Annotated in this window: 8 protein-coding genes and 1 pseudogene; 7 read left to right on the top strand and 2 right to left on the bottom strand. The window is 60.3% G+C overall.

Features of this window, described 5'->3' with window-relative positions; all coding sequences use genetic code 11:
- Positions 1–87, bottom strand: a pseudogene (locus tag MTR66_RS12840) (electron transfer flavoprotein subunit beta/FixA family protein); the annotation flags it as partial.
- Between the two features lie 386 nt (positions 88–473).
- Between MTR66_RS12840 and MTR66_RS12835 the strand changes: the two are divergent.
- Complete coding sequence (locus MTR66_RS12835; RefSeq protein ID WP_243921642.1) at positions 474–704, top strand: hypothetical protein; 231 nt, start codon at positions 474–476, stop codon at positions 702–704.
- A gap of 235 nt (positions 705–939) precedes the next feature.
- The gene (locus MTR66_RS12830) at positions 940–2,178 is read left to right on the top strand and encodes an aromatic ring-hydroxylating oxygenase subunit alpha (protein WP_243921640.1); all 1,239 of its coding nucleotides are present in this window, start codon (positions 940–942) and stop codon (positions 2,176–2,178) included.
- Positions 2,179–2,452: 274 nt separating this feature from the next.
- Here the strand turns inward: MTR66_RS12830 and MTR66_RS12825 are convergent, their stop codons facing one another.
- Positions 2,453–3,271 (bottom strand): LysR family transcriptional regulator, encoded by an 819-nt coding sequence (locus MTR66_RS12825; protein WP_243921638.1) that lies wholly within the window; start codon positions 3,269–3,271, stop codon positions 2,453–2,455.
- Between the two features lie 97 nt (positions 3,272–3,368).
- Between MTR66_RS12825 and MTR66_RS12820 the strand changes: the two genes are divergently transcribed.
- The 5 genes from MTR66_RS12820 to MTR66_RS12800 all read left to right on the top strand — a co-directional run bounded on the left by MTR66_RS12820 (position 3,369) and on the right by MTR66_RS12800 (position 11,212).
- Positions 3,369–4,592 (top strand): MFS transporter, encoded by a 1,224-nt coding sequence (locus MTR66_RS12820; RefSeq protein WP_243921636.1) that lies wholly within the window; start codon positions 3,369–3,371, stop codon positions 4,590–4,592.
- Complete coding sequence (locus MTR66_RS12815; protein ID WP_243921634.1) at positions 4,589–5,809, top strand: GDSL-type esterase/lipase family protein; 1,221 nt, start codon at positions 4,589–4,591, stop codon at positions 5,807–5,809. The genes MTR66_RS12820 and MTR66_RS12815 overlap by 4 nt, the downstream gene beginning before the upstream one ends.
- Positions 5,806–6,582 (top strand): SDR family NAD(P)-dependent oxidoreductase, encoded by a 777-nt coding sequence (locus MTR66_RS12810; protein ID WP_243921632.1) that lies wholly within the window; start codon positions 5,806–5,808, stop codon positions 6,580–6,582. The genes MTR66_RS12815 and MTR66_RS12810 overlap by 4 nt, the downstream gene beginning before the upstream one ends.
- 272 nt (positions 6,583–6,854) lie before the next feature.
- Positions 6,855–9,056, top strand: coding sequence for an ATP-binding response regulator (locus MTR66_RS12805; RefSeq protein WP_243921630.1), 2,202 nt, complete (start codon positions 6,855–6,857; stop codon positions 9,054–9,056).
- Positions 9,053–11,212: a putative bifunctional diguanylate cyclase/phosphodiesterase gene (locus MTR66_RS12800; RefSeq protein ID WP_243921628.1), complete on the top strand. Its 2,160-nt coding sequence runs from the start codon at positions 9,053–9,055 to the stop codon at positions 11,210–11,212. Before MTR66_RS12805 ends, MTR66_RS12800 begins: the two co-directional genes overlap by 4 nt.
- The last annotated feature ends 160 nt before the right edge of the window (positions 11,213–11,372 follow it).

Genomic DNA, 11,372 nt, shown 5'->3' with positions numbered 1-11,372 from the left:
GGCAAGGTCAACGCCCGTGCCATCCGCCTTCACCCGCGGCTTCACGTTGTAGTCGATCACCCGCTTTACGGGGACGAGGATTTTCATAGGAGCCCCACCAAACCAAGAGAAACCGCAACTCCGATCAGCCCTCCCTCTCAACCCGCCAAAGCGGACGATGACGGCGACAGGCCTGTTGTTGCGATTAGATGACGCCACTCTCTGGCCAGCGACAAGCCGCTCTGTGAAAAATTAGCATTTCTACTATTCATTATCAGGAGAGCAGATGATGATGCTCATCGCACGGACTATCGTGCCCAGAGGATCGCCCACAGGCGCCGGGAGGCTAGACCGCGCGGCCGCTGTCCCAACCGGCCGCTCTCATGCCAGTTCAGCGGGAGAAACTCCTCCGGTGACGGGCCATAATTTTGGCTTATTGGCGCCATAAATATCCAGCATGATAAACGTGCTGACAGCCCCTAATCACCCGGGCCATGCGCACCGTCCGTCCCGCAACACGCCATATTTTCCCGAATTTTCCGGCTTGTCGAATATGGGACGCTCCTTCCCGAACGAAGGGAAGAATGCTGCACCTGCACACCACCCTTGGCAGCCACACATTTCAGGCAATTGACAATCCCAAAAATCTGATGCTCTCCTTGCAAGGTGCTGCACAGCAAAACAGTTGCGTCATGGCATCTGCCGCAGCCAACAAAGCAGTATAACGTCATTCAGCGACAGCACCGCAACGTGCTCTTTAGTCCGGGTTGTAAATAAACGATGCACAAGGTCTTTCTTCGTCGCTGTGATTGGCCGCCCTGCCTGCAATAGGCAGCACATAGCCGCTTCTTTCAGCGCCTCGGCAACAAAACACAATCAACCCTATCGGAAGAAACGCGGCCCTGCGCAGCGCATGAACACACGCGCCTGCCAAACATCCGTGTTTCCTGGAGACATCCGATGATCAAATCCAGTGAAATTGCTGATCTGCTTCTCCAAGTTCGTCCCGGTTACACTCTCCCCAGGGAACTCTATACAAGCGAAAGCGCGTTCATCTTCGACACGCAGGCCGTGCTCAAGTCCGTCTGGCTTTATGCCTGCACCGTGGCGCATGTGAAAAAGCCCGGCGACTGGTACGTGTTCGAACTGGCGAACAACTCGGTCATCATCGTGCGAGGCAAGGACGGAGAAATTCGCGCCTTTCACAACACCTGCACGCATCGTGGCGCGCGTATCTGCAATTCCTTCAAGGGGAACAACGCACGACTCAGTTGCCCTTACCATTTCTGGAGCTTCGGCCTCGATGGACGCCTCCTGTCCGCCCGGGGAATGCCCGAAAGTTTCCGAAAGGCCGAACATGGACTGCGCCCGGTGGCACTCGAAAATCTTGGCGGCCTGCTGTTCATTTGCCTTTCCGATTCCCCTCCCCCGATCGACCGGGCCAAAGCCGATATCGCTCAGCAGCTCGCGCTCTACGACCTCGACCGGCTGAAAGTCGCGGAGCAATGCGATCTGATCGATGACGCGAACTGGAAGCTGGTGATGGAAAACAACCGCGAATGCCATCACTGCGAAAGCAACCATTTCGAACTGCTCAACTCGCTCGACGGCAGCGGTTTCGGCAGGGACTTTCCGGAAGACAAGGACGGCGGCGGGGAAACCGCCGCCAAAGCCGCCACCTCAGCGCAACGCGAACGTTGGCGCCAGCTCGGTATATACCAGGATCTCATCGAGTTTCCGGACGGCTGGTGGCACCGTATCGCCCGCCTGAGTCTTGCCAAGGGTGCCGTGTCGCAGACGATGGATGGAAAGCCAGCCTGCAAGAAGCTGATCTGGCCGCATGGGGACAAGGAAGAAACCAGTCTGTCGATTTGGACCCAGCCCAACAGCTGGCACCATTTCTGCTGCGATCACGTCGTCACATTCAGTCTGGTCCCGCTCACCGAGGACAAGACTCTCGTCCGTACAAGCTGGCTGGTGCATGAAGATGCCGAAGAAAGCGTAGACTACGATCTCGGCAACCTGACGTCCGTGTGGAAAGCCACGAACTACCAGGACCGGCGTCTGGCGGAATTCAACCACGCCGGCATTCGCTCGGACGGCTACCGCCCCGGCCTCTATTCCGAAGAGGAAAGGCTCGTCGAGGCCTTCAAGTCCTTCTACGTCAACACTGCCAAGGCCTCGCTCGCCAATGCATGATAGCCCAGTATTGGCTGGATAACGGCCGCCCCTGAAACCCGATCGCCTGCACGCATGGCGATCGGGTCGGCGGGGCTTTATTGCGCGAATAGCGTGGGGGTTCGGGTTGTGCATCCAGGTTGTTAGTGAGGTGCGATGAGCAAACCGGCCATCACGGTAAGGACTGCGTCTGGCCAAATGTTGCTCGTCTGAAAGATGCGCATGAATGTCATCCTCCCCAATTCCTGTCACTGAAACCGGAAAAGAGGAGAGGGTCCGTGCGCTGCCATCTGGACTACCCGACTCGTCCATGTCGCGCGAGAAAGTCGATTACGATTTCCACGCGCCGGGGCAGGTTCGCAGCCCGGCCAGTATAGACAATATGGAACGGCTCGGTGAAACGCGCTTGCTCGTCGAGGTCGGACAGATAGCCGCTTTCGAGCAAGTCGCGAACCGCAAAAACGGGCACAGCGCCTTGAGCGGCGCCTGCCCTGACCGCGGCGATAATGGTTGCCCCATCATCGGCGAGAAACGGGGCGTCTTCCCGCTTCCACTTGGCGTCCGTCCGGGCATAGGCAAGCCCGAAAAAGGGGAGCGAAGCGTGGCGGCCGGCGTTCACCAGTTCCACTTCGCCCAGCGAGCGGGCAATCAGGCTGGAATCGGGCAGCGGCCCAGCCCGGATGGCGAGATCCATTCCCGCTTCCGTCAGCGCTGAAATGCGATCGGACAGGCATAGCTCGATCCGGATTGCGGGAAATTCGGCGTGGAACCGTGCAAGCAGTGGCGCGACGATGAAGCTGGCGTAAACCGCGCTGGTTGCGATGCGCACCAGCCCCTCGGGCCGGTCTTTTGCCATGTCGCGTTCGAGCGACGACAGCTCCGCGACGATGCCACGTCCGCGAAAGGCGAAGGCTTCCCCCGCCTCGGTCGGCGTCACATGGCGGGTACTGCGATGGAAGAGCATTACCCCAAGCCGCTGCTCGAGCCGGGCGATCGCCTTACTGACGGCAGAGGCGGTACGTCCTGTGCTGCGCGCCGCCTCAGAAAAGCTGCCGCCGTCGATGACGGCAATCACCAGCTCAAGCTCGGCAAGGCGATTGTTGGCCGTCGCCATTTATGACCTCAATTCACATCTCCTGATAGAAACCCTTGTCTAATGTCATCTCTACAACCGGTCTATCCCGACGCCTCTGCCACCGACCGGAATTGCCATGACCTTGCACGCACAGCCAGCCCTGCCCTCCAGTACGGTCGCGACAGCCGATGTACCGGATGCCGCCGCGCAGCGCCGTGGCCTGCTGGCGCTGGCCATCGGGGCGTTTGGAATCGGGCTTACCGAATTTGTCATCATGGGCCTGCTGCTGGAAGTGTCGCAAAGCATCGGCGTCACGGCCGCGAGCGCGGGGCTACTGGTTTCCGGCTATGCCTTGGGCGTCGTGTTCGGCGGCCCGCTGCTCACGCTGCTGACCTCCGCCTTGCCGCGCCGGAGCGTGCTGCTGTTGCTGATGACGGTCTTCACCCTCGGAAATCTCGCCTGCGCACTCGCCCCCGGATACGGCCTGCTGATGGCGGCGCGCGTGGCGACAGGCTTTGCCCACGGCACGTTCTTCGGGGTCGGCGCAACCGTGGCCCAGCAACTCGTGCCGCCAGAACGCAAGGGATCGGCCATTGCGCTGATGTTCACCGGGCTGACGCTGGCAAACGTGCTGGGCGTTCCGTTCGGCACCTGGATCGGGCAGGCATGGGGCTGGCGGGCGACCTTCATGGCGATCTGCGCCATCGGCGTCATCGCCATCGCGGCCATCGCCATGGCCGTGCCGCGCCTGCCTGTGGAGGGAGGCCGGAAGAGATTCGGCAAGGAACTGGCAGCCATGCTTCGCAAGGGGCCGTTGCTGGGCTTTGCCATGACCGTGCTGGGCTATGCAGGGGTGTTCCTGCTGTTCACCTATATCGCCCCGGTCCTCACGCAGATGAGCGGATTTTCGAAGACAAGCGTCTCACCGCTGCTGCTGCTGTTCGGGTTCGGACTGGTCGCAGGCAATCTCGCGGGCGGACGTCTGGCGGATCGCGATTTGCGCCTTGCCGTGTTCGGTACGCTGCTGGCGCTCGCGGGCACGCTGATCGTCTCACGCTGGGGGTTTGCCAGCATGATTGGCGCCAGGCTGCTGATCGCACTGTTCGGCGCGGTAGCGTTCAGCACCGTAGCCCCGCTGCAAGCCTGGACAATCCGGCAGGCGCAGGGCGCGGATGAAGGGCTCGCCTCTACCTTCAACATCTCGGCCTTCAACCTGGGCAATGCCATCGGCGCGTGGATCGGCGGCGCCGTGCTGACAGCTGGCTGGGGCTTGCCGTCCCTCTTCCTCGTCGCCGCGATCCCGCCCGCCATGGCGGCAGGCATCGCCTTCTTCGTCGTCAAACCGGAGAATTTGCCATGACCTTTCGATCTATCCGCAAGGGGCTGATCCCGCTGTTCCTCGCCAGCCTGCTGTGTCCCCCTTCCGCTCATGCCAGCGAGACAGGCTGGGTGCCGTTATGGACCGCAAGTGCACAGCCTGTGTGGGACAATGACACATCCTTCTTCCAGACCGGCCTGCCACAGCAGGTTGCCGGCACAGTCGCCGAGCAGCCGCTTACGCTGTCATTGCCAAGCGAGAATATCCGGATCGAGTTTTCCAACAGATATGCAGGCGCGCCGCTCGGCCTTGCCGACGGGCAGGTACGCTGCCTCGGCCATGGTGGGGATGACAGCGCCGTGCCGATGACGTTCGCGCATGCGAAAACGGTGAGCATCCCGGCGGGCGCGCGCGCCGTCAGCGATCCGGTAGCCGTCGCCGGTTGCCACCGCATCGCAGTGCGAGTTCGCTTTACGGGGGCCGATAGCGGGGATTTCCACTGGGATGGGCGGGAAACCAGCCACTATGTCACCGCCGATGGCAAGGAAGGAACGATGACCGCCCGGCTTGCCCTGTCCGCCGTCTATGGAGACGCGCGAGCGCGCGATGTGGTCGTCGCGCTGGGGGATTCGATAACCGACGGAAATGGCGCGCCGATTGATGCGATGGCGCGCTGGCCCGACTATCTTTCGCAGCAACTCGCCCCGCACGATATCGCCGTGATCAATGCGGGAATTTCCGGCAATCGCCTGCTCGCGCCGGGGATGGGGCGGCCGGTCGTGGAACGCATTGCCGATGACGCCTTCGCGCTTCCCGGTGCGGACACTGTCGTCCTGCTGATCGGCACCAACGACATCGCCTGGCCCGGCACGCCGTTCCAGCCCGACGAACCGCCAATGACACTGGCTGCCTTGCTCGATGGATTCCGCAGCATTTTCGCCCAGGCAGAATTGCACGGCACAAGATTGATCGTCGCGACCATCGCGCCCTTCGGCGATGCACTGCCCGGCACACCGATGGAGGGCAATTACTGGACGCCCGGGAAGGAAGACCTACGCCTCGCCTTCAACGCATGGCTGCGCGACAATCATGGATCGGCTGAGCTGTTCGATCTCGACCGCCTGCTGGCCGATCCGTCTGATCCGGCCCACCTGCGCCCTGCCTATGACAGCGGCGACCGCCTTCATCCGGGTGCGACGGGCAATCGTGCGATTGCCGATGCTCTGGTCCCCCTCATTCTGTCAGGAGAACGCAAATGAAACTTGATCTGTCCGGCCGTTCGGCCCTGGTCACCGGTTCGACCGCCGGTATCGGATTTGCCGCAGCAAAGGCGCTCGCCGATTGCGGGGCGCAAGTCTTCGTCAACGGGCGCGATGCCGCCCGCACCGCCGAAGCTGCAGATCGCATCGGCCCACACGCGGAGCCCGTCCCGGGCGATATCGGGACTGCGGAGGGATGCCATGCGATTCACGCGGCCACCGGGCCTGCCGATATCCTCATCAACAACGCCGGGATCTTTGAACCCGCCGATTTCTTCGACACCGATGACGAGATCTGGGATCGTCACTGGCGCATCAATGTGATGAGCGCGGTGCGCCTGTCTCGCGCCTATGCCCCGGCCATGGTCGAGAAGGGCTGGGGCCGTATCGTCATGCTGGGTTCGGAAAGCGCCTTCAACATCCCGGCCGAAATGATCCATTACGGTGTCAGCAAGACAGCCGATGTCGCCTTCGCGCGCGGACTGGCAAAGCGCCTCGCCGGAACGGGCGTGACGGTTAACTCCGTCCTGCCCGGCCCAACTCTGTCGGATGGTCTGGAGGATATGCTGGCCGGCGAAGTGGCGAAGAGCGGAAAACCGGTTGCCGAGGTGGCCGCCGACTTCGTGATGGTAAACCGCCCCACCTCGATCATCCGGCGTGCGGCAACCGTTGACGAAGTCGCCAACCTGATCGCCTATATCGCATCGCCGCTCTCCAGCGCCACGACCGGCGCATCGCTCAGGGTCGACGGCGGAGTTTGGGACAGTATCTGACGCAAGACAGTTATTGAGGTTGGGTGGTGAGCAGACAGTCCATCGGCACATCGTGCAGCCGTTCAACAAACTGCCTGCTCCGGTCCATTCACAGCCGTGTCTGCTAGGCCCAGGACCTAATAGAGCACTTTTCGAGGTTTGAGGCAAAATGGCGCAGGGCAGGCAACATCCCACTACGCGAGTTCCCACCTAGAACACTATCTTTTTCTAAAGCTCTGCCTGTTAGTCCGAGCGCAACTACGAAACTGGCGCACGCTTCGGATCGCAAAAACATGGTGCAAAAAGCAAATGATTTGCAGCGCAACGGCGGCGCCAAGAGGTTTTGGCCGCAAAATCTGAAGATCGAAATCGCCGCCTTCGTCCTTATCCTGCTGACTTTCGCCGCAGTTGCCTTCAAAGAGCGGTTTACGGGTGACATCCTGACGGTCACGCGAAGCTCTTCAGCACGCACGCCTTACAGCTATGCCAGCGCCGACGAAAACGGCGCATCGAGCATTTCCAATCGCGCCGATGATCCGATGGACTGGGAGTGCCATCTTCGCGGCAAGGAGAACGGCGCTTATTGCGGGTTCGGCTATGTACTCGATCAACGGGGCATGGATTTCACCCACTTTGAGAACATCGTTCTGGATTTCGATTTTGATCCCCCGAACGATCAAGAGGCCAGCATCATCTTCAGCCTTATGTCCCCTCCCGACAGCATGAAATCTGGGGAAGTATTGGCCGAAAACGCACCGAACAGCATCACCGTGAGCGCGCGTCCCGGGCGTAACATCATTCAAATCAATCCGAAGGATCTAAAAATCGAGCCTTGGTGGCTCGCGAAACATTCTGAGACCAAGCAGCGTCAATCCGGTCTTCGGCAGGTCGTCTCTGTCCAGATAACCATTACCACCCCGCCGCCTGGCGGCGACGCCCGTATCAATGTCCGGTCAATACGCTTCACCGGCGACTATATCAGCGATACCAATTGGTACCTGCTTCTGATCGGCATATGGGGCCTCGCGAGCGGCGCGCTGATTATTTATCGATTGATCAGCAGTCGGCGCGAATTCGAAGCGCGCAAACAGCGCCTCGCCCAGGAAAACCAAGCAATCGCCGAAGCCAGGGAAGCCGCTGAGGCCGCCAGCGCTGCCAAATCGCAATTCCTGGCCAATATGAGCCATGAATTGCGCACGCCTCTCAACGCCATCATCGGCTATGCCCAACTGATCGCGAGCGACAGCGCCACCGAACGGGATCGAACCTCCGCCGTGACCATCCTTGAGAGCGGAAAGCACCTGCTGGAAGTCATCGGCGATATTCTCGACATTGCCAAGATCGAGGCCGGCAAACTCGAAGTCGCTCCGTCATGCCTCGATCTGCCGCAATTCCTGCAAAGCGTGGCGCGCATCATGCGCCTGCGGGCGGAAGCCAAGGGGCTTGCACTCGAACTCACCCTGGCGCCCGATTTGCCACGGCACATCGAAGCAGACGGTAAGCGTCTGCGGCAAATCCTGTTCAATCTGCTGGGCAATGCCGTCAAGTTCACTGAGCAAGGAACGATCGGCTTGGCTGCGGATTCCGTCGGAAGTGGTGCGGAGCAACGCCTGCGTCTTGTCGTCACCGATACCGGGACCGGAATCCCCGAAGGCAAGCTGGAAGCGATTTTCGAGCCCTTCGAGCAAGTCGGGACTTCTGTTGACCGCAGTGGAGGCACTGGCCTGGGGCTGAGCATTACCCGCCGTATCGTGGATACCATGGGCGGAGATATCGGTGCGTCGAGCGTGCCGGGTGAAGGCAGCCGCTTCACGGTCAAAGTCCCACTCATCGAAACGAGTCCTGATCTGGAGCACGAGCCTGAATTCGACGCCCTGCGCGGAGCCCGCCTGCTCATTGCCCTCCCCGCCGAAACGGCGCGCGACGGCCTGCGGCGCATGTTCGAGGCTTACGGCGCTGAAATCGAGATGGCAGCCGACGGGATCGAAACGATTTCTGCAGCCTCCAGAATGCTCCCGGAGGCAATCATAATGGCCTGCGACATGCCACTGGTCGCGGGCCCGGCGCTGGTGGCAAGGCTGTGTGAAAACGGGAATGCAACATCGCATCCCCCCATTTTCGTTCTGGCCGGTGAAATCTCCAACGAGACTCGCGCTTCGCTGACAGCAACGGGCGCCACGCAAGTCATGGCTTTGACGACGAATGGGACAAATATTGTCAGAGCCGTGGCCCGTGCCCTGGTCAGCAAGCCGGTTCAGCCGGAAGCCGAAGTGGCGTGTTATCCTCCCCCGCGCGCGCAGATCGAGAAGTTGCTCGACCTTGCCCGAGCCGGCAACTTGCGCGCGATCAGCCGTACCGTTCCCGACATCATGACGCTGGGGCCGCAATATCGCATCTTTGGCGATCGGGTTGCATCGCTTGCCGGGTCCTATCAATCGAAAGCGCTGCTTCAAATGCTTGAAGCCAGCCTGGAAGAAGCCGGAGCCTGCCAATGAGTGCAATTGGCCATATCGAGACAATCCCACGCGTACTGATCGTGGATGACAACCCGAACAACCTCGGGCTCATCGTCGATCATCTGGAAGGCCATGGCTATGAAGTGCTGGTGGCGCTTGACGGAGAGGAAGCGCTGGAACGCATGCCTTTCGCCAAGCCCGATCTTGTCCTGCTCGATGTCATGATGCCCGGTATTGATGGGTTCGAAACCTGCCGCCGGTTGAAAGCCCAAGCGGAAACGCAAGACATCCCGGTTATTTTCATGACGGCCCTGTCCGACATTGACAGCAAGATCTCCGGCTTTGCCGCTGGCGGCGTGGACTACGTGTCCAAGCCGTTCCAGCGCGAGGAATTGCTGGCCCGGATCGCCAGCCATGTCGCGCTCTACCGCTCGCGGCGCACGCTACGCGAGCAGGAAGCGCGGTTGCGCACCGAGGTGGCCGCACGCCGGGCTACCGAGATCGCTTTGCGTGAATCCGAAGTCCGCTATCGCCGCTTGTTCGAGACGGCGGCCGACGGAATCATGGTGTTCGATTTGCGCGATGGGCTTGTCGTCGATGCCAATCCGGTTTGCTGCCAGATGCTCGAAATCGAGCGTAGCAACCTGCAACGTATGTCGGTAGCTGACATTCCATTGCTGCGGGAACAGAGTGACGGCAGCAAAGTCCTCTCCACACTCTGCCACGAAGGACAAGCGCGCTGGGAAGATTGGAGCTGGCGCCGCTCGGATGGTTCGACGCTGAGTGTTGAAGTTAACGCCAGCAGCTATCTTGCCGGCGAACGCCTGCTGGGGCACTGCATCCTGCGCGATGTCTCTCCCCGCAAGGAGGCCGAGGCGAAGATGCGCTATATGGCGCTTCACGACACGCTGACCGGTCTGCCCAACCGCACGATGATGATGGATCGGTTGAACCATCAGATCATGGAGGCCTCCCTCAACGAGCGTCAGGTTTCGTTGCTGCTGCTTGATCTCGACAACTTCAAGGCGATCAACGACAGCCTGGGGCATTTCGTGGGCGACGGGTTGCTGGAAGAAGTTGCCGTGCGGCTTCGCTCGATCCTGCGGGAAAGCGATATCGCCGCGCGGCTCGGCGGTGACGAGTTCGTCATTTCTGCCGGCGGTCTGACCAGCGAAGCGGAAGCCGAGCAGATAGCCCAGCGCGTACTCGAAGCTCTCGAACCAATCTTCCAGATCGAAGGGCGTAGCCTCAACATCACCAGTAGTATCGGCATCGCCATGTACCCGCAGGACGGCAAGGAAGCGCAAATGCTGCTGCAGGCCGCCGATACCGCAATGTACAAGGCTAAAAAGGACGGCCGTTGCCAGTATCGCCTGTTCAGCCAGGACCTTTCGATCGCGGCGGATAGTTGGCATAGCCTGACCAATGATTTGCACGGCGCCTGCGAACGCGGTGAATTCGTACTGCACTATCAGCCGCAAATCGCGATCGGCACGTCAAAGGTTGTGGGGATGGAAGCCCTGCTGCGGTGGAACCATCCCACGCTGAACTTCATAGAACCCTCTGTGTTCATTCCGCTGCTGGAAGAGCAAGGGCGCATGGTCGAAGTCGGTCGTTGGCTGTTGACCGAAGCGTGCCGCCAGAACGTTGAATGGCAGGCCATGGGCATCACCGGGGTGCGTGTAGCGGTGAACATCTCCGCGCAGCAGTTCTATCGGGACGATATCGTCGGCTCGGTGCGGAATGCACTGCAAGAAACAGGCCTTGAACCTTGCTGGCTGGAACTGGAATTAACCGAAAGCCTGACGCTGGAAGACGACGAAGCCACTCATAGGATCATGGGCGAACTCAAGGAACTGGGCGTCAAGCTCTCGCTGGACGATTTCGGCACCGGATGGTCATCGCTCGGTTATTTGCGGCACTTCCCGCTGGATGGGATCAAGATCGATCGAACTTTCGTGCGCGATATGCTGGAGGATCGCAACACCGCCGCAATCGTGCAAAGTGTGCTCGACCTTGCCCGTCAGCTTAACCTTGAATGCGTCGCGGAAGGGGTGGAGACAGAAGAGCAACTTGCGCATTTACGAGACAGCAAGTGCCAAGTCATGCAGGGATTCCTGTGCCGCGCAGCGATGGCGCCCAATGAAAGCGCGGTTTTTCTCAAAGAATATCTTTCGCAGAACCAAGTGACTTAAGAACATCGTAAACATATGAAATTGGTTGAAGCCCTCGCCCGACTGCATCATGCAGTAATTTGACCACGTCTGAGAAGCGAGTCCATCGAGCGCAATCGCCCCGCGGCGGGCCGATTTGGGCCCAGCGCTGCGTCGCTCATCGGTCACAATGCCCTCAGCA

Origin of the sequence: Novosphingobium beihaiense (assembly GCF_022832375.1) — a bacterium.
Classification (GTDB): Bacteria; Pseudomonadota; Alphaproteobacteria; order Sphingomonadales; family Sphingomonadaceae; genus Novosphingobium; species Novosphingobium beihaiensis.
This window is presented reverse-complemented; position numbering and strand designations above follow the sequence as displayed.

Coding starts and splice junctions, on each gene's coding strand:
- MTR66_RS12825 (WP_243921638.1), bottom strand. CDS start 3,271: ATGGCGACGGCCAACAATCGCCTTGCCGAGCTTGAGCTGGTGATTGCC.
- MTR66_RS12820 (WP_243921636.1), top strand. CDS start 3,369: ATGACCTTGCACGCACAGCCAGCCCTGCCCTCCAGTACGGTCGCGACA.
- MTR66_RS12830 (WP_243921640.1), top strand. CDS start 940: ATGATCAAATCCAGTGAAATTGCTGATCTGCTTCTCCAAGTTCGTCCC.
- MTR66_RS12805 (WP_243921630.1), top strand. CDS start 6,855: ATGGTGCAAAAAGCAAATGATTTGCAGCGCAACGGCGGCGCCAAGAGG.
- MTR66_RS12815 (WP_243921634.1), top strand. CDS start 4,589: ATGACCTTTCGATCTATCCGCAAGGGGCTGATCCCGCTGTTCCTCGCC.
- MTR66_RS12800 (WP_243921628.1), top strand. CDS start 9,053: ATGAGTGCAATTGGCCATATCGAGACAATCCCACGCGTACTGATCGTG.
- MTR66_RS12810 (WP_243921632.1), top strand. CDS start 5,806: ATGAAACTTGATCTGTCCGGCCGTTCGGCCCTGGTCACCGGTTCGACC.
- MTR66_RS12835 (WP_243921642.1), top strand. CDS start 474: ATGCGCACCGTCCGTCCCGCAACACGCCATATTTTCCCGAATTTTCCG.